This is a genomic window from Agaribacillus sp. DX54, from assembly GCF_056858335.1.
This window is the reverse complement of record NZ_JBXEQE010000011.1, coordinates 136,254-156,691: the sequence shown is the minus strand read 5'-3', so window position 1 is coordinate 156,691 and position 20,438 is coordinate 136,254. Positions and strand designations below refer to the sequence as shown.

General features: G+C 44.1%; 9 protein-coding genes. 8 read left to right on the top strand and 1 reads right to left on the bottom strand.

The features are described 5' to 3' along the window. The first annotated feature begins 1 nt into the window (after position 1). The 7 genes from AC04NP_RS13970 (at position 2) to AC04NP_RS13940 (ending at position 12,146) form a co-directional block, all read left to right on the top strand. Positions 2-2,599, top strand: a complete 2,598-nt coding sequence (locus tag AC04NP_RS13970; protein WP_482860380.1) for a LamG-like jellyroll fold domain-containing protein — start codon at positions 2-4, stop codon at positions 2,597-2,599. Positions 2,600-2,611: 12 nt separating this feature from the next. Beyond that, positions 2,612-3,544, top strand: coding sequence for a PorP/SprF family type IX secretion system membrane protein (locus tag AC04NP_RS13965; protein ID WP_482860379.1), 933 nt, complete (start codon positions 2,612-2,614; stop codon positions 3,542-3,544). A 477-nt stretch (positions 3,545-4,021) separates the two neighbouring features. Next, positions 4,022-5,656: a tetratricopeptide repeat protein gene (locus AC04NP_RS13960; protein WP_482860378.1), complete on the top strand. Its 1,635-nt coding sequence runs from the start codon at positions 4,022-4,024 to the stop codon at positions 5,654-5,656. A 486-nt stretch (positions 5,657-6,142) separates the two neighbouring features. Then, complete coding sequence (locus tag AC04NP_RS13955) at positions 6,143-6,481, top strand: PadR family transcriptional regulator (RefSeq protein WP_482860377.1); 339 nt, start codon at positions 6,143-6,145, stop codon at positions 6,479-6,481. After that, the gene (locus AC04NP_RS13950; RefSeq protein WP_482860376.1) at positions 6,478-9,069 is read left to right on the top strand and encodes an ABC transporter permease; all 2,592 of its coding nucleotides are present in this window, start codon (positions 6,478-6,480) and stop codon (positions 9,067-9,069) included. Before AC04NP_RS13955 ends, AC04NP_RS13950 begins: the two co-directional genes overlap by 4 nt. 68 nt (positions 9,070-9,137) lie before the next feature. Continuing rightward, entirely contained in the window at positions 9,138-10,604 is a 1,467-nt protein-coding gene (locus tag AC04NP_RS13945; protein ID WP_482860375.1) for a Gfo/Idh/MocA family protein, read from the top strand. A 564-nt stretch (positions 10,605-11,168) separates the two neighbouring features. Beyond that, positions 11,169-12,146, top strand: a complete 978-nt coding sequence (locus AC04NP_RS13940) for an outer membrane protein assembly factor BamB family protein (RefSeq protein ID WP_482860374.1) — start codon at positions 11,169-11,171, stop codon at positions 12,144-12,146. A gap of 230 nt (positions 12,147-12,376) precedes the next feature. Here AC04NP_RS13940 and AC04NP_RS13935 read toward each other — a convergent pair whose 3' ends face one another. After that, positions 12,377-15,076 carry an ATP-binding protein gene (locus AC04NP_RS13935; protein ID WP_482860373.1) on the bottom strand — a complete coding sequence of 900 codons (2,700 nt, stop codon included), beginning with the start codon at positions 15,074-15,076 and terminating at the stop codon, positions 12,377-12,379. A 285-nt stretch (positions 15,077-15,361) separates the two neighbouring features. Here AC04NP_RS13935 and AC04NP_RS13930 point away from each other — a divergent pair, with 285 nt between their 5' ends. Next, the gene (locus AC04NP_RS13930; protein WP_482860372.1) at positions 15,362-20,428 is read left to right on the top strand and encodes a Calx-beta domain-containing protein; all 5,067 of its coding nucleotides are present in this window, start codon (positions 15,362-15,364) and stop codon (positions 20,426-20,428) included. Positions 20,429-20,438 lie beyond the last annotated feature (10 nt).

The following is a 20,438-nucleotide window of genomic DNA, read 5'->3' as shown; positions in this document are numbered from 1 at the left end:
TATGAAACTTACTGTCAAGTCAAATAAGGAAATAACAGGAGTCCCGCTCAGGCGGGCGCTCCTGCTTGTGCTAGGTTGGTGGGTATTCAGCGCGGCAGAAGCCCAGGTTCCTACGGCTCCTGACAATTTTTATATTGTAAGACATGATCGTCAAAATGAACTGAATTGGTCGGCCAATCCCGGAGCAGAGAATGTTTCCAACTATACGGTGTATCGTTCGCTGGATAAGGTAAACTTTGTTAACCTGACAACCGTTACAGCAACCCCGGCGCCACAATATATAGACAATAATGTAAAAAACGGGGTAACTTATTTTTACCATATCACAGCCACCAATGCGTCAGGGGAGAGTGGCCCGTCATTGGTGGATGCAAGTGTGCCGGGAAGTGATTTTGGTAAGTTCATTGAGTTCAACGGCCTTGCCCTGAAAGATTCATTGACGATCCTCAATAGTGATGAGTTGCAACTTTTTAATCAATCCTTTACCATCGAACTTTGGCTCAGGATTAAAAAGCTCCCACTGTCAGCTAATGAAGCCCATTTGGTAAGCCGGTACAGAACGAACGGTTCACCTCAGTTTGAAGCTTTTTGCCTGCGGCTTTTGAACTCAGGACAACTGGAGTTCAGAACATTTGGCGGGCAGCCTTCATCTACCAAAAGAACCACAGAAGTGCTCCGGGAAAACGAATGGTATCACGTTGCGGTATCTTATGAAAATGTTGCCGGTCCGGTAGTAAGCACCAATGACGTTGCGATTTATATTAATGGCGCACTTACCACCAATGCCGTTGGTACCTCCGCACAGTTGATCGACCCTCCGGAAAGTGCGGGAGGTAAGCTGGTGATAGGAGGAGATGCTGTTCCAAGCCCGAATTTTTTCGAAGGATATATGAGCGAACTTCGTATTTGGAGCGTAGCGCGAACAGCCGCTGAAATCACCAATAACAGATGTACCATGTTCAGAGGTGATGAAGCCGGTATAATTGGGTTATGGCGTTTTGATGAAGAAGGCGCTTCCACGCCGGTAGTTTACGATTACAGCCCAAATGGCAATAACGGTGGGGAGAATACCAGGATTACAGATTTTAAGCCGGAAGCAGTGGACGACCTGGGAAGTACTATCGAAAACAGCTCCCGGGATATTAACATTCGCGACAACGATGCGAACTTTAGTACAAAACCAGTCATAGTCAATTTATTGTCAGGTTATCCTTTGTCGGGAAGTGCCACATTGATTAATAATGATAGCACCGTCAGTTACGCTCCCGGCCCTGGCTTCATTGGTATTGATACGGTGAAATATGTTTTATCTGATACAGCGGTTTTTTGTAATTCACTTCCTAAAACAGATACGGCCACTGTGCTCGTTCGTGTGGCGTGCAGCAGCAAAGATACAATTGACTGGAACGACCGGCAGGCAGCGCAGCATATTGATAAGCTGAGACTTATTAAAAAGGGATTACTTATTAACTTTCGGACCGATGATCCTGATAATATTCAAACCGGTTTTATGAATGAAGATGTTTTCCAGGGCATTAATTCAGCAGTTTGGAAACAGGATGCAACTACAAACACGCAAGCTGCCAGCACCTGGATATCATTTAATCGGCCGGTAGATCAGTTCTGCCTCGATCTGCTGGATATTGATTCCAACCCCGGGGGCTTTACAGACTCGGTCATTGTCAATGCTTATCGGGGTGGAAATAGGGTTGATTTAATGCCTGTTAACTTTACAGCAGGAACAGCCGTAGATTTTAATAGTCATAATAGCTTTACCGGGAATGCGCCTGTGGACGATGCGGTAGGTACCGATGGTAATGTCTCTATATGCTACTTCGTTCCGGTTGATTCGGTGCAGGTCATTTTTACCAATGCGCAAAACGCCCCTGCCAACCCCGCAGAACAGCGTTTGGGAATAGGCAATTTCACCTGGTGTGCATTTCCTAATAACCATCCGTCGATTACAGATGAGGCAGGAATGGAAGTGGATTCACTTTATTTTACGATTGCCCCGGATTCTCTCTTAAATGTTTGCCTGAATGTTATAGACGTTGATTTGGACAGCCTGTTTATTTCTTCTCTGGGACCATTGTCAGAAGGGGGGACTGCTGATCTCGTGAATCCTTCCGAGACCTGTATTGCCTATAACGCGGCGGCTGGTTTTACCGGCGTAGAGACGTTCAGGGTTATGGTCTGCGATAACCGTCCTAATCAGCTATGTGATGAAGTAGTGATCGTTATTAATACTCAGGCCACACCATCACTACCTCCTCCGACACCGCCGCCGGTAGACCTACCCGAAGAGCAAGCAATTTTTGTGTCTGAGGCATTGTCGCCGAATGGGGACAGAATTCTGGATCATTGGGAAATTGCCGGGATAGAGGCATATCCAAACAGTGTAGTCAAGGTATTTAATATTTGGGGAGATCTGATTTTTCAGCAGACCGGATACAATAATCATAGCAAAGCCTGGCTGGGCCAGACCACCGGGGGGAATAGAATCGGTGGTAGCCTGGCACCTGATGGCACCTATTTTTATGTCATTGACCTGGGGAACAGGCAACCGGCACTGAAAGGTTACGTGGTGCTTAAAAGATAAATTTTAACGGGTATGAAAAGTAGATTTTTGTGGAATTTTTTATTGAGCCTTGCCCTTTGTTGTATAGGTCATATTTGCCGGGGCCAGCAGCAGATTATGTTCACTCAATACATGTTTAATGGTCTGGCACTGAATCCTGCGTACGCGGGAAGCGACGAAACACTGAATCTGACAGTTCTGGCGCGGGAGCAGTGGTTGGGATTTGACGGAGGGCCTTCCAATCAAATGTTTTCAGGGCATATGCCGGTAGGGCCGCAAAAAAAAGTGGGTATAGGTTTATTGGCGGAAAGGGAAAAGATAGCAGTAACCGAGGTATTGAACTTTTACGCCTCTTACGCTTACAAAATACCTGTCAGGAATGGCAACTTAGCCCTGGGACTTCAGGCAGGCCTCACAAGCCAAACGCAGGAATTAACCAGCCTGGCATTGCCCCCGGGTATAACCGATCCGAGTTTTGATCAAAATGTATCTGCTTTGCTCCCCAATTTCGGTACCGGTATCTATTATAGCACATCCAGGTTTTATGCCGGTTTTTCCGTACCACTTTTGCTGCAAAATTCATTTGACAAAAGTGATATCGTGCTACAGGCAAGGCAACTGCGCCATTATTTTATAACCACTGGGTATTTATTTGACCTGAACCCTTTTCTGAAACTCAAGCCCCATGTGCTGGTCAAGTCAGTCCCGGGGGCGCCGGTTAACATCGACCTGAATGCCAATTTGTTGATCAGGGAATCATTGTGGTTAGGATTATCATTCAGAAATCTCAACTCATTGAATGCGCTTTTGGAAATTCAGTTCAACAACAAGCTGAGACTTGGATTTGCCTATGACTTTATTAACTCTGAGTTAGGCAATGTCAGTTCAGGGTCAGGAGAGATCATGTTGAATTACCGGGTCGCTAAAAAAGTGCCCGAAAGGATCCTTTCGCCCCGTTATTTTTAAAACTTTTTGGTGTAGCCATGAAAGCAATAAATAGAACATTAGCAGCTTACCAGCATGTGCGTTTATGGCGCGAGCGTTTCGTTCGTGCTTTTAAGACGCGGAGAGGTACAAACTTCACATGGCACACAAATGGCGCAAGCGTTCCGTGGCTGTTGCACAACGTTTTAGGCAAAGTTCTTTGTGCCTTTGTGTCTTTGTGGTTAACCATTTTTTACCACGAAGGCACAAAGGCACGAAGAGACACAGCGATTTTTGCCGATAAAAAAAAATACAGGCACGTGTTTGAGTTGTGCAACACCCATGTTCCGCTTGTGTCTACCACAACGTTAAGAGTCGCAAGCGCAGGCGTTTCCCTGAAATTTCTGATAGCGAGCGTGTCTCGTTTGTGTTTTCCCGGCGTTGAAAGGCACGATCGGGACGCTTGCGCCAGGTTTCGGTTTATAAATCAGATATTATCAACCTTCTAAACAAAGTGGTATGAAAGCATTCGATATACTCTTTATAGCTTTCCTTTTTTTGCTGCCGCCGTTTATTAAAGCACAGCAAAATGATCAGGGCAGGGCAGGTGGAAAGCTTCAACGGGCAGAAGCACTCTACATCAAGATGGACTTCATTAATGCGATTAATTTGTATGAGAAAATTGCTCAGGAGAGGGATGATCAGTTCATACAATTAAGGATTGCTTCATCCTATAAAAATATTGGGGATTTGCCATCGGCCGAAGAATGGTACCGGAAAGCATCGGCAAAAGAACTACCCGTACAAAACCAGTTTGAATATGCTGAAATACTCATGAGTAACGGAAAATACGAAGAAGCCCTTGAATGGTACAAGCTTCATGCTCAGAATGCCCCTGATGACAGCCGTTCCGTGAAAAAACTTGCCGCTCTGGCCAACTTATCCGACTACTATAAACATGAAGATATTTACACGATTACACCCTTGAATATTAACTCGCCTTATTCTGACTTTGGTGCAGGATTTATGGAAAATGGGATCATTTTTGCTTCGGCCAGGGAAGAAGTAGCCCCCGGAAAGCGCTATAAGCGGACCAACAGTGCCTACCTCGACCTGTATCAGAGCATATATGATGAGGAAGGAAACCCCGGTCAGGTGACCAAACTTCCAAAAAGTATAAATACCAGATACCATGAAGGGCCGGCCGTCATTTATGAAAATGGTGAAAAAATGATTTTTACACGTAACAGCATCGAGGCAAAAAGTGATAAAGAAGAAGACTTTCAAACGATCCGTTTCCAGCTTTTTCAAACACATAAAACCGAAAATGGGTCCTGGAATGAACCGGCCCCGATATCTTTTGGGGATGGTGACTATTCCGTTGGCCATGCAGCAGCAAGCCAGGACGGAAAGCTGCTTTATTTTTCATCTAATATGCCCGGTGGGGAAGGGGGAACCGACCTTTATGTCAGCCAGTATGCAGACGGAGGTTGGGGAGCACCGAAAAACCTGGGGGATAAAATCAATACAGAGGGCAATGAAATGTTTCCATTCGTCACCCAGGATAGTATCCTGTATTTTTCTTCCGATGGTAAAGGAGGACTGGGTGGTTTAGATATTTACCGTGCCTACCTTCATTCAGAGCGAACCATTGAAAATCTTGGATCGCCGATAAATTCCGGAAAAGATGATTTTGCTTTTGTTTTGCACGGGGAAGGAAACTGGGGCTATTTCTCATCAAACCGCCCCGGAGGCATGGGCGATGACGATCTGTACCACTTCTCGGTTAAACCATCGGAACCTGAGCCTGAAGTAATCGCTGAGGATACCGTCATTGTCGAAGAAAAGGAGCCGGAGAAAGTTTATACGATCCAGATACTGGCCCTGTTAAATCCCATCACTGTCCATAAAAGCTTTCTTCAGGACCTCCGGGATGTACTCAAACATGATGGCAAGGATGGCCTCCACCGGTACACCTATGGGGAGTACACCGGACTACAGGATGCTTTAGAAAAACTCGAAGAAATTAGAAGTAAAGGTTATGGTGATGCATTCCTGAGACTTGTGGAGCGATACAGCGAGCTCTCCGAAGGACCGGGCAGAGATGTGGATGAACTTTACATCACAGAAAAACGGGACAATCATGTATTCTGATGGGTTTATTTCAAAGTATCTTGCGCCAGCGTGCGTTGGTGTATGCCACCAATAGCAGGGAAGCACGAGCGTCTATGGCTGTTGCACAACGTTTTCGATAAAATTCTTTGTGTCTTGGTGCCTTTGTGGTTAACCATTTTTCACCACGAAGGCACCAAGACACAAAGAGCCACAGCGATTTTCACCGAAAGATACGGGCATTTTCTTAAGTTGTGCAACACACCCAGATACTCACGCTATAGGGTGTGAGGTGATCTGAATTTGAGGTTCGATCCCACCAATCGCGGGCACTTAGTGAAAAAAAATCGATTAAAGCCTTCTCAATGCCTACCAGTATATAAAATGATCCTTTCACCGGATCAAGTTCATTTTAAACCGGCAAATTTGCCCCTTAAACATTTTTGAAAGGTTTTGAATTAATTATGTATTCATTTGCGAAAGAAATAATTGTTAATTATATTCGTATATGAATACAAAATACGTATTATGAAAGGATCATATTTGGGGGAATTTCAGGAGATTGTCTTATTAGCCATCGTGGTATTGGATAAAAAAGCCTATGGAGTCTCCATTCAGGAGGAAATTGCCAATCGTATTGGCAGAAGTATCAGTAGAGGTGCGTTACATAGTGCTTTATCACGACTCGAGAAAAAAGGGTTTTTAAAATCCGGCATGGGCGGAGCTACTGCAGAAAGGGGAGGGCGTCAAAAAAGATTTTATGAATTAACCAAGGCAGGAAGGGAAGCACTACACAATGCAGAACAGTTGCGCATACAATTTTATAAGGCCATCCCAGGACGGTTGCCAAACATTTCCAATGCATGAAAACTCAGGACAAAATTCCGGCCTTTTATGCCAGACTCTTCAAATGGTGCTGCAAGGAGCACCTTTATGAAGAATTGCAGGGTGATCTGGAAGAAACTTTTCATAAAAATTTTAGAACACATGGACTGAAGTATGCCCGTAAGAAATACAGGTACGAGATTTTAAAATTGCTGAGACCTTCTGTTATCAAAAATTTCAGTGGAATTAATAAAACAAATCATATTACTATGATCAAGAGTAATTTTCAAACCGGATGGAGGCATTTGGTAAAAAATAAGGTTTACTCCTTTCTTAATATTGGTGGACTTGGGGTAGGCATGGCCGTTACTATTTTAATCGGTTTATGGGTGTATGATGAATTGTCCTGGGACAAATTTCACAGCAACATCGACAGATTGTACCGGGTCTATATTAACCGTGCCGGTGACAACGGTATCTTTACTCAAAATGTTGTTCCCCTGGCCCTCTGGGAGGAACTAAAAACGACACCGGGCATCAGGTATGTGAGCCCAACCGACGATATTCAAGGCAGTGTTGTACTTTCATACGAGGATGTAAGACTGGAAAGGTCGTTTCATTACGCAAGTGAAGATTTTCTGCGAATGTTTGATTTCACGTTGGTGAAGGGGGCGTTCGATGAGCAATTTAATAATCCATCCGGTATTGTATTGACTGAGTCGACGGCTGCTGCTTTGTTCGGTAAGGAAGATCCGTTAGGCAAAGTACTTCGTATGGATAACCGTGCCGATCTTATTGTTTCAGGCGTGGTAAAAGATCCACCCGACAATTCAACGTTGCAGTTTGAGTGCCTGATACCATTTCAGGTGATGATGAGGCTTTATCCGGAGATGCAGGAAGCGCTTACAAAATGGAATAACAGCTCATGGCTTATGTACATTCAGTTAGAAAAAGAGGTAGATGCCTTGGCGCTCGAAAACCGGATCCGGGATATCATCAAAAGGCATCTTACCGATTCTGATAATGAGTTGCTGTTGTTTCCGTTAAAAGATTCCCATTTACATTCAGAATTTCGTGACGGCAAAAGTGTGGGGGGAGCCATTGTGTATGTTAGGATTTTTTCGATCATCGCGCTGCTGATTCTCGGGTTGGCATGTATTAATTTTATTAATCTATCTACCGCAAGGCTTGAGAAACGGGCAAAAGAAGTAGGTATCCGCAAAGTAGTCGGGTCGAGCAGAAGGCAACTTGTTTTCCAGTTTCTCAGTGAAACGGTGTTAATGACCGTCCTTTCGCTGGGGCTGGCTTTTGGAATGGTTCAGGCGTCACTGCCCTTTTACAATTCGCTGGTGGGTAGGGAGTTATCTATCGATTATGCAGATCCTTTCTTGTGGTTCATGGCCCTGGCATTCATTTTAGTGACAGGGCTTATATCCGGAAGTTATCCGGCGCTTTTTCTTTCCTCACTCAAACCGATCGGTGTTTTAAAAGGACGGGTTGGCCGCCAAAAGCAGGGCAACCTTCCCCGTAAAGTTTTGGTAACGACCCAATTCTTTTTCTCCATCGGACTTATCATCGGCACTATAGTGATTTACAATCAGATCCATCATATCAAGGATCGCGATTTTGGATACAATATGAATAATCTCCTCATGGTGCCGGTTACAGGTGATATTCAAAAAAACTATGGACCTATCAAAAGGGAACTGATTGATCAGTCACTTGCAACCGCTGTCAGTAAATCTTCAAGCCCGTTAACCCGGATTAGCGCATGGAGCAAACCTGAATGGGCGGGACAAACCGAGGAACAGCAAGTTTTTTTTGGGATCATTAGCATTAACCATGATTATATAACCACTTTGGGCGCCAATATGATTCAGGGAAGGGATTTTAATACAGCTTTTAATGATAGCGCTTCGGTTATTTTAAACAGGTCGGCTTTAGATTTTATGGGATTGGAAGATCCCCTAGGCAGCCAGATAAAATTAGGGGGTATAGATTACACGGTTATAGGTGTCATTGATGATGTTATTATGGGTTTACCTTACCAACCGGCAGCCCGGACACTTTTCTTATTTGTTGCGGATTGGATGAATTTTATGCTGATCCGGATTCCGGACAATACAGGTGTCAGGCCCGTCATGGAAGGTATCGAGGAAGTTTTTGAAAAGTATAACCCTGAATTTCCATTTTCATATTCATTTGTTGACCAGGATTTTAACAGAAAATACGCAACCGTTGAGCTCATAGGAAAGCTTGCCAATCTTTTTGCTATACTAGCCATAGCCATTTCATGCCTGGGGCTCTTCGGTCTGACCGCATTTACCGCTGAGAGACGTACCAGGGAAGTAAGTATCCGCAGGGTATTCGGAGCTTCCGTAATGAGTATTCTTTCCCTCTTTTCCAGTGACTTTATCAGGCTGATATTCATTGCTTTTTTCCTTTCCGCACCTGTTACCTGGTGGCTTTTGTACCAGTGGTTGCAGGATTATTCCTACCGTGTGACCATAGAAATATGGATGATCCTCAGTGGAGGAATTTTGACGCTTTTGCTCACCTGTATAATCGTGAGTATTCAGGTATTCAGGGCTGCCGCCACAAATCCCTCGCAAAGCTTAAGAAGTGAGTAGGGGTGGTGAATAAAAAAAACATTTCGTACATTGTAGTCTTAGCTGAAAAAACAAAAGATTACAAAAACATGAAGAAACGAAAAACAGGGCAATCAACCACATCCCGCAGATCTTTTATTAAAAACGGAGCTATTGCCTCCTCCTTTTTTATTGTACCCAGACATGTGCTGGGAGGCGGAGGGTTTCTGGCACCAAGTGATCAGTTAAACCTGGCGGCCATTGGGGTAGGAGGAAAAGGAACCAGCGATATTCTGAATGCATCTGTCGACAAACGTGAAAGAGTAGTGGCACTATGCGATGTAGATTTCTCTGGTTCTGCTACACGGTCTGTCAAGAACTTCCCCAAGGCCAAACAGTATCCTGATTACAGGGTGATGCTGGACAAAGAGAAGGACATTGACGCTGTTACAATTTCTACACCTGATCATGTTCATGGGCCCGCCGCTGCTTTTGCTATGGAAAGGGGAAAACATGTGTATGTCCAAAAGCCATTGACCCACAACATCAGAGAGGCCAGAATGCTTACCGAAATGGCAAGAAAAAACAAAATTGTCAGCCAGATGGGCAACCAGGGAGCTTCCAATCCGCTTCTGAATAAGGTCCGGAAATGGGTGGATTCGGGTGTGCTGGGAAAAATATCGAAAGTTCAGGTTTGGACCAACCGCCCGGTCTGGCCACAAGGTTTTGCCATGCCCAGGCCGGATGAGCGTCTGAAACCCAAAGATTTGCACTGGGATTTATGGCTGGGGCCTGCCGAAAAAAGACCCTTTACACCTAACTTACACCCGTTTAACTGGAGAGGATGGTGGGACTTCGGAACAGGCGCGCTCGGCGACGTGGGTTGCCATCTGATCGATATCCCTTTCAGGACTTTGGGGTTGAAATACCCTACTGATGCCGAGTGCAGTGTGGCTTCTGTTTATTCCCGGATGTGGACACCCGATTATCATCCGGAAGGATGCCCACCGGCTTCCTTTATCACCCTGCACTTTGCCGCTACGGATAAAAGCAAATCCCCCATTGAGATGACCTGGAGCGATGGAGGTATCAGGCCATCACATCCTGAAATCATCCCCGCCAACAGTGATATAGGTGGAAGTGGCAGTAACAATGGCGTGTTAATCATGGGCGATAAGGGGCTCATTTCTACAAACATCAATGATAGTTCACCCCTGATGCCAAAACTTTACCTTAACGACGGAACCACCGAATTTGGCCCTGAGGCAGAGCCCCAAGATGAGCCCGAATATGGTCACCACCGCAAATGGGTGGATGCTTGCAAAGCTGGCTTTGACAGTAAAGAACACCATGCGTTAACTTCATCTTTCGATTACGCCGGCCCCATGACCGAAACTGTTTTAATGGGAAATCTGGCCATCCGCAGCTACATGTTGAGACGGGAAAACAGCCAGGGAAAAATGGAGTTTTATGCCCGGAAAAAGCTGTTATGGGATGGAGAAAACATGAAAATCACCAACCTGGAAGCTGCGAATCAATTCGTAGGAAGGGCCTACAGAAAAGGCTGGGAAGTTTGAGTGTGAGTTTGGGTGTGGGTGTGAGGGAGCTTATTGGTTTGGAGGAATGAGATGGGTGGAAGGGGTAAAGGAAGTTACTCATTTACATATAAAAGAAGATATTGTCTTATAAGTGTTGTCGTAGAACTTTTAACCAAATTTTGTTTGGATTAACATTGGTTGGCTTTCTTCTTGAGGGTAGTAGGGAGAATTTTTGGTTGTTGATCCGGATAAAATTTGGCTAAAAGTCGAAATATGACATTTATTGGACAGCTTTGTGTTAACAAACGCCGGGCCGGGTCAGAGGAAATGTGGTTTAAGCGGCATCGATTGCGCTTATGAGACAGCCTCGACATAAATTGTGTGAATTGTTATCGACTATTTAAAAAGTTTCCTTTCAACGCCTCCGGGCGCAGTGAAGTTTTCATAATATCTGCCTTTGACTAAAAATACAATTCGGAAAGTATGTGTTCAGGAGCCTGTATCCGATTTTTAGTTTTTTATATAACCTCCATACTATGGATTGGAGGATGTTCGGATGTCAACAAAAATTTTGTAAAACCCGGTATCATTTCAAAAAAGAAATTGAATCGAACCTACAATAGGGAAGTAGTATTAAAAGATTCGATATTGTTTTACTTCGATGATGCAAAAAGGGAGCTGGCTGCCATTCACATCAGAGATACGGATTCTGTATTGTGGACAAAGAAGATCGGCTATAGTAATAGCATTTTAGGTAACGCGAATAATTTGTTTGTTTTTGAATTCGATACTGTAGCAAGTCTGCGAGATGATACATTAAGAACCAGGTTTTTCATGCTCGATCATGAAAATGGCGCGGAGTTATTCGAACGAGACTTTACAAGTTTGAGAAAAAAAGCCGTCGATGGTTTTAGTAGTGGCAAAGGATTATTTAGAATCTTATGGCATGACTCATGTTTGTATTTTTCCACGTCAGATGGTTTTATTAAATCTTTTGACTATCAAAAAAACAAAATTAACTGGGAGGTTAAAATTGATTCTTACTTATCCAGCGATATAAAGGTGAATAATAACAACTTATTTGCGCTTACCAATAATTGTAACCTTTATTCCATTCATATTCATCATGGTGTGCTTAACTGGATGAAGGATATTGATCATTTGTCTGTGGCAAATTCCCTGATAGTAGACAAAGGTTTTATATATTTTAGTAATCAAAAAGGAACTGTTTATTGCTTAGACGCTTTTACTGCCCATACTGTATGGAAAAAGGATTATGATATAAAAACGCTTTTAGCTTTCGATGATAAGTTAATAGCAGGATCGGGTGAAACCTTTAATTTAATAAACAAATCAAATGGTGATATATTGGAGGGCGCAGGTCTTATGCCAGGTTTTTTACAATACTGGGAATTAAACGGGTGGTTTATTACAAGGGACAGACATAGTCTTAATTTTTATGAAAAACCTCATTTGAATTATAAATATTCGATAAAATGCAGTGCCTACGGAGGGGTTATTGTAAAAGACGATCTATTGGTTTATCCATATGACTATTCGGTGATTATCGCACAATTATAGAATGATCTTAGTTTGTCAGCGTCCACAGTTCCGGGAATATAAAACCGGTGCCTTTTTAAGCCTTTCCTTTCTATAGCTACATTTCTTTCACTAAATCTTTTTCCTGCCAACGTATTTCTTCGAACAGCATTTCTTAAAAGCCCATGAGGCTTCCGGAGAGTGCGGTAGGTAACAGTCCCCTTTCGGTAGACCGGGAACAGCGGGTTTCCGGAGAAAGCTACACTTGGGGTTCAATAAAACTTCTCAAAATACTCCGAAGGCAGTTTCCCAAACCTTTTCTTAAATGCTTGTGTAAAGTGCGATAAGTTGCTCATGCCCAGTTCATGAGCAATCTCACTAATGCTGGACCGTTCGTTGTATTCAATCTTACGTTTTGCCAGTTGCAGGCGAATTTCCCTGATGTAAGCAGCCGGGGTTTGTCCGGTTACCGTTTTTATTTTACGCCTTACGCTGGTTTCACTTATAGCAAAATGATAAGCCAAATCCAGAACACTCAGCTTTTGGTTTTGAATATTTTGAATAATATAAGTATCCAGATTTTTTTTAAACTGTGCCATTTCGGAAAGAGGAAACCCGTCGACAGAGATGGTTGTACTTTTATTTTTGCTCCGCGAATTTTTTAATGAAATATTGATTCGCAACTTAAGCTCTTGCATATCAAATGGCTTAATGATGTAATCGTCTACACCAAGGTTCAATATATCTACCTTGTCACGCTGAAGCGTGCGGGCTGAAAGGAAAATCACTGGAATCATAGAGAATACTTCATCTTGCTTCAGTTTTTGTATAAATACCGCACCATCCATCACAGGCATCATGTAGTCAGTAAGAATGAGGTCCGGCCGGGGAATAGACTTTAGCAGGTCCAAAGCTTCCAGACCATTGGCCGCTTCAAATATATTGTACTCCGTCATCTGATGGTCCAGGTACTGTCTCATATCATGGTTATCTTCTACGAGCAATAACGTTGATTTGGAGGGATCTATCGACTTGAGTGAATTGATGGCCTGTGATGTGGCATCTTTTTCCAGTGCTCCGTTCTCGTAAATCACCTTAAAAAAAGTTAGCTCAAACACCGATCCTTTTCCAATTTCGCTTTTTACCTGTACCTGGCCTCCATGCATTTCCATGAATTCTTTTACAATAGACAAACCAAGTCCGGTTCCGCCGGCAGAACTATCGGGATCTACCTGATAGTAGCGGTCAAATATCTTATCGATGTCGCTCCGGGAGATCCCAATTCCTGAGTCCTCTACAGCAATGATAACGGTCTGCTCATATTCCTTTACTTTTACCTGAATGTCCTTTTGAGGCTGGCTATATTTTATGGCATTTGACAACAGGTTGATAATGATCTTTTCAAACATTACCTGGTCTATGTGTACTGATACTTTATCAGAGGGATACTCGAAAGAGATGGTCTGCTCCTTTTCATCGGCATATTTTTTAAAAGATTCAATAATGCCTGACAAAATAGGAACAACTTCCCGTTTTTCCTTCAAGACACGCATCGTTCCATGATTAAGTTTGGATAGATCCAGTATTTCATTGACCAGTTGTAGCAGATATGTGCCATTTCTCATGGACATACTCAGTTCCTGTTTCAGATTCCCGGGAAGTTTTTCATGCGTGAGTATATCTTTCAAGGGCCCCAAAAGCAGGGTAAGTGGTGTTCTAAGTTCATGGGAGATATTGTTGAAAAAAGTAGTTTTAGACCTTTCAATTGCTTTCAGTTCTTCTTTTTCCTTTTGAAGTCGGGCTACCTCCGCTTCCTTTATTATCATCCTGGTTTTATTATTAAAAAAATCCTTCACCAGGTCAATGACAAAAATCACATCGCGCAAAACAAAACTGAGATACATGATACTAACTGTAAAAAAATTATGTGGAAGGATATCTTTTAAGGCCATGATTGTCACAATGGCCATCAAAAAATTATTCCCATGCGCAAGCAGAAATATGCGTACTCTGTGAGCATACTTTTTGTAAGACTTAATTAAACCGATCGCAATGCTTATGGTTACTATGAAAAAATAGATCTGGACAATACGGCCAAGGTAGAAATAGTCGGTATAGATATAGAGAGGAATGACGATAAGAATATAGGGGGAAACCATCATCTTATGCCAAAAATTAGCATGTGTCCACAACTTCAGGTAATATGCGCCGAAAGCCGAAAAGCTATAAATCATGACTACCATGGAGGAAAATTCCAAAATGGAAAGGGTTAATGCACTTAAGCCCAGCAACTCATCAAAAACCTGAAAGTGAATAATCGAAACAGATGTGCTTGCCAGGATTAGCAATGTGTAAAAAATATATTCCCAGGATCTGTTGAGATAGGTCATGTACAAAAAGATCAGGCACAGAAGTATTTCCATACCGGTAATCAGCACAAACAAAAACTGGATCCGGGTATAGCGCTTTTCAAACCTTGACCGGGAGAGGTACTCCAGGTCGGTCAAAGAGCGGCTAACCAGGGAATTAGGTCGATAACAGGTCAATTTTATGTAGCGTATTGCACTATCATCAAAATGGAGTGGAAGGGCGTTTTTGTAAAAGCCTTTGGCAATGGATCTGTCCTGGAATTCAACCATTTTACCGGTTATGGAAACGGGCTTGTTGTCTTTCAGGCTTTTGAAAGATTCTACCTTGTCGAAGAAAAGAGATAATAACAATACGCCCTGCCGCATGGAATCACCCATTTCATGGCTTGGTTCCTGGTAAGTCAACCTCAGCCAATGCACAGGAGTTGTATTATCCATAGTACCAAATTCCTCCAGCGTCTCCCACTTCACGCTTTCCGGAGGGTCTTCCAATGGAATGTCTCCCTTATGAATATCAATAGAAAGGACACTGACAGATGCGTTATTCTGTGCAAGCAGGAGGGTACTTATGAAAAGAAATGAGACGGTCAAAACCTGCGTCATTGAGAACTATTCTTTTTCCCGCACAAGGTATAATGAACTGTGCAAAATGCAAAGTCGGGTGGGCAATTGGTTGGTTTTCGATAAAAATCGACAGGAATTCAACATCATAGATGCTGCACCTTTGCAGCCGGTTACATCATTTTATCATCAGGCAGGGCCGCGTCGAGCATCAACGGGATTATTGCGCTTCTTACCAAAAAATGATGAGAACTGCTTGCACAAACTGGAATTAGACTGGCTCGAATGATCAGTTTGACCTCATTGTTAACAAAATAGTAATTTAAAATGTTAAAAAACACTATTCAACGAGCATTTCAGCACACAATTATACTTGCTTTTTTAGGGATAAGTACTCATATCCCCTTAAATGCTCAATGGAGACAACTAGGGGGAGATATCGATGGGGAAGCAGCGAATGATTTATCGGGCTCTTCTGTAAGTTTTAGTTCAGATGGTTCTACCCTTGCTATTGGAGCAGAAGGGAATAGCGACAATGGCAACAGTGCCGGTCATGTACGGGTGTATCAATGGGGCGGCAGTGGATGGGTACAAAAAGGAGGGGATATTGATGGAGAAGCCGCGGGTGATCGGTCAGGCTCTTCCGTAAGTTTGAATTCAGATGGTTCCACAATTGCCATTGGAGCAGTAGAGAATGACGGTAACGGCGGAAATGCCGGCCACGTACGGGTGTATCAATGGAATGGTAGTGCCTGGATTCAACAAGGCGCAGATATCGATGGAGAAGCGGCGAATGATCGATCAGGCATTGCTGTAAGTTTGAGTTCCGATGGCTCCACGGTGGCCATTGGGGCACTGTGGAATAGTAACAAGGCCGGTCATGTGCGGGTATATCAATGGAATGGCAGCGCCTGGGTTCAACAAGGGGCAGATATCGATGGAGAGGCAGCGGATGACCGGTCAGGCGTTGCTGTAAGTTTGAGTTCCAATGGCTCCATTGTAGCCATTGGAGCAGTATGGAATGGCCTATTTACCGGTCATGTGCGGGTGTATGAATGGGACGGTGGCGCATGGGTTCAACGAGGTGCGGATATCAATGGAGAAAAAGGAGGTGATACGTCAGGTTCTGGTTTAAGTTTGAGTTCCGATGGCTCTACGGTGGCCATTGGGGCAGTGGAGAATGACGGTAACGGTGAAAATGCCGGCCATATACGTGTGTATCAATGGAATGGCAGTGCCTGGGCTCGAAAAGGCGCAGATATCGATGGAGAAGCGGCGGGTGACCAGTCAGGCATTGCTGTAAGTTTGAGTTCCGATGGCTCCATGGTGGCCATTGGGGCCAACTTGAATGACGGTAACGGCAACAATGCCGGTCATGTACGGGTATATCAATGGAACGGCAGTGCCTGGGTTCAACAAGGGGCAGATATCGATGGAGAAGCGGAGGATGATCAATCAGGTCGTACTATAAGTTTGAGTTCCGATGGCTCCATGGTGGCCATTGGAGCTAATTTGAATAACGGTAACGGCAACGCTGCCGGCCATGTGAGGGTATATACTACCAACCCTGTGCTACCCACCGTTACCACCGTAGCTGCTGCATCCATTACAACGACATCAGCCACTTTAGGAGGTAATGTTACCGCAGATGGTGGCGCAGCAATAGTCGAAAGAGGAATAGTGTATGCCATAACAAGTGCTAATAACAACCCGGAAATCGGTGGTTCGGGCGTAACTAAAGTGGCTGACGCAAGTGCCACAACAGGAATATTCGGTGAGTCAATTACCGGCTTAACAACAGGTATACAATATTCTTTTAAGGCCTATGCTACTAATTCCGTAGGCACAGGCTATGGTGTGGTACAATCTTTTGTTACTCCCTCACCAACCGTTACCTTGTCCCAATCCACCACAACAGTGGCAGAAGCTTCAGGTACCAATACCCTCACTGCTACGTTGTCGTCAGCCAGTAGTAAGAATGTCACCGTCATGCTCGGTGTGAAAGCGGGCAGCACTGCCACCCTTACCGATGACTTCACTCTATCAGCAAACAGTATTGTCATCAATGCCGGAGACCTGACGGGAACGGCTACATTGACCGCGGTACAGGACACGCAGGATGAAGCGCCTGAAACCATCACCATAGAAGTCACCTCAGTAATCAATGGCTCAGAAACGGGGACCCAGGAAGTAACCAGTAATATCACAGATGATGACGATCCACCAACCGTTACCCTAACGGTTGGTTCTACCTCAATTTTAGAGGCTGCGGGAACATCCGGTATAACAGCGACGCTCTCAGCGGTTTCAGGACGAGATGTAACGGTCACGCTTGACTATACAGGTACTGCCACTAATGGGACCGACTATAACAACTCGGCCAGTACCGGCATCACGATCACTGCTGGCAGCTTGTCGGCCAATGCTATTACCGGCATAACCGCCATCGATGACATGGTCCCGGAAGCAAGTGAGACCATTATCATCGATATTATCGGGGTAACCAATGGTTCGGAGAATGGGACTCAACAGCAAACGGTTACCATCACCGATGATGATATCCCGTCGGTACAGTTCAATACGACCGCTTCCAACGGTGCAGAATCAGTAAACACGGCCAATTTGCAAGTAGATCTTTCAGTAGCCAGTACACTCACTGTAACAGTAGACTACACTGTTTCGGGCACCGCGATGGCTGGCACGGACTACATGTTGGCAGCGGGTACATTGACCCTCAACCCGGGAGAAGTGAATAAAAACATCACAATAGCCGGTATCGTTGATGATGCCATTTTAGAAACCGATGAAATCGTGGTTGTTACTTTGTCATCTCCCGCTAATGCAATTTTAGGCACGAATATAGCTCATACCTACACAATTAATAACAATGACAATGCCTCGGTCAGTATAGCCGATATCAGCGGGAATGAGAACGATGGGGCTATCACAGTAACTGCGGTTTTGGACAATGCGGTTCAGGGCGGCTTTACGGTGGATGTGAATACGACTGACGGCACGGCCACCACGGCCGATGGCGATTATACGTCCGTTACCGGTCAGACTTTAACTTTTACCGGAGCTGCCGGTGAGACCCAAACCTTTACGGTGACGCCAACCGGTGACAGTAAATTAGAAACAGATGAGAATTTGACGGTTAGTCAATCCAATCTTTCGGGTACAACTTTAGGTGTAATAATTACTGATGGCGCAACGATCACCATAGCCAACGATGACAATGCCTCGGTCACCCTAGCCGATATCAGCGGGAATGAGAACGATGGTGCGATCACGGTAACTGCGGTTTTGGACAATGCGGTTCAGGGCGGCTTTACGGTGGATGTGCGTACGGCAGATGGTACTGCCACCACAGCCGATGGCGATTATACGGCCGTTACCGGCCAGACTTTAACTTTTACCGGAGCTGCCGGTGAGATACAAACATTTGTAGTAAGCCCTATGGCTGATGATAAAGTGGAAACAGATGAAATCCTGTCAGTAAGCCTGTCATCTTTAGGAGCCACAGCACTTGTGATAGATATAAGTGACGGTGCTTCAGTGACGATCACCAATGATGATCATATTCCCGTAGTTACTGCGGGCCAGTCTTTTGATATTCCGGAAAACCTAACAAATGCTTCTTCTGTCGGCACTGTAATAGCAACCGATGCTGATGCGGGCACTACTTTTCAGCGTTGGATGATCATTAGTGGAAATGATGATATGGATAATGATATGATCGCACCGTTTACCATCAATGCAAGTACCGGGCAAATAACAGTAAGTGATTCCGGAGACCTGGATTTTGAAAGGGGGACAACAGGTTTTACCTTATCTGTCACAGCAAGTGATGGCGTGAATACAAGTGTTGCCGAAACAGTATTAATCAATGTCAATGATGTCAACGATGTTATACCTGTGATCACTGTTGGTCAAAACTTTGTTATTGACGAGAATCTGGCGAATACAACAAGTGTTGGAATCGTGGCGGCAACCGATGGGGATGTTACTGCAACGACATTTAACAACTGGCTTATTACTTCAGGGAATGATCAGGGCGTATTTGCCATCAATGCCTCAACCGGAGAAATCACGATCGCTGACAACAGCAACCTTGACAGAGAGAATAGTGCAGGCTTCACTTTAACATTGACAGTCGGTGATGGCATGAATGCGAGTGTCGGAGAAACTGTTATAGTCAATGTGAATGATGTCAATGATGTTAGTCCGGTAATTGCCGTTTCACAAAGTTTTGAAGTAAATGAGAATGCTGAGAATGGAACCGTTCTAGGAACCATGGTAGCCACAGATGGGGATGTTACAGCAACCATTTTCGGTAACTGGACCATTGTAAGCGGAAATGAAGACAACATCTTCGGAATTGATACAGGAAGCGGCCAATTAAGTGTGATTGATCATACATTACTGAATTTCGAAGCTACTGCAAGCTATACTTTAGGGATTACAGTGAGTGATGGGATTAATACCAGTTGGGTTGAAAATGTATTGATCAACGTAACGGATGCTAATGAACGCCCCTCGATTTCAGGATTGACAAACACTACTTTTGACGAAGATACTCAGGGAGCAATCAATTTCACCGTGGCCGATCCTGATACTGATTTAGCTGACTTACAATTCAGTTTTATTACTGACAACAACACTGTATTTGATATTTCAGGAATAACTGTTGGTGGAAATGGATCGAACCGAATACTTACCCTGACACCGAAAACGAATCAATTCGGAGTGACAATACTTGATGTAAAGGTTTCCGATGGGGTACTTAGTTCTACTGAACAAATCACTATTACTGTCAACGCAGTGAATGATGTACCAACTGCCTTGAGTTTGTCAAATCAAAGCATTGGAGAAGATGTGGCAGTAGGCTTTGAAGCCGGAACATTAACCACAACAGATGCAGATGTTGGAGATACACATACTTATAGTCTGGTAAGCGGATCAGGAGATACCGACAATGAAGCTTTTACTATTTCCGGCGATGCTTTATTGACCAATACCACGCTTGATTTTGAGGATGGAGCAACCAGAACCATAAGGTTGCGTGCAACAGATGCCTCAGGTGATTTCATAGAACAAAGTTTTGTGATCACCCTGGAGGCAAATCCGGCGCTCGAACTGGTGATCAAAACCGCCTTTACACCGAATGGGGACGGGGTAAACGACACATGGATCATCGATAACATCAGGCTTCATCCCAATGCCAGAGTTTCCATCCTCAACAGGGAAGGGAGTGAAGTATTCAGTTCGGTAGGCTACAAAGAACCCTGGAATGGCACTTATAAAGGCAAAGACTTGCCGCAAGATACCTATTACTATATCATAGACCTTAATGGTAATCGCAAGTATAAGGGCTTTGTAACAATATTGAAATAAAGAAAACAAG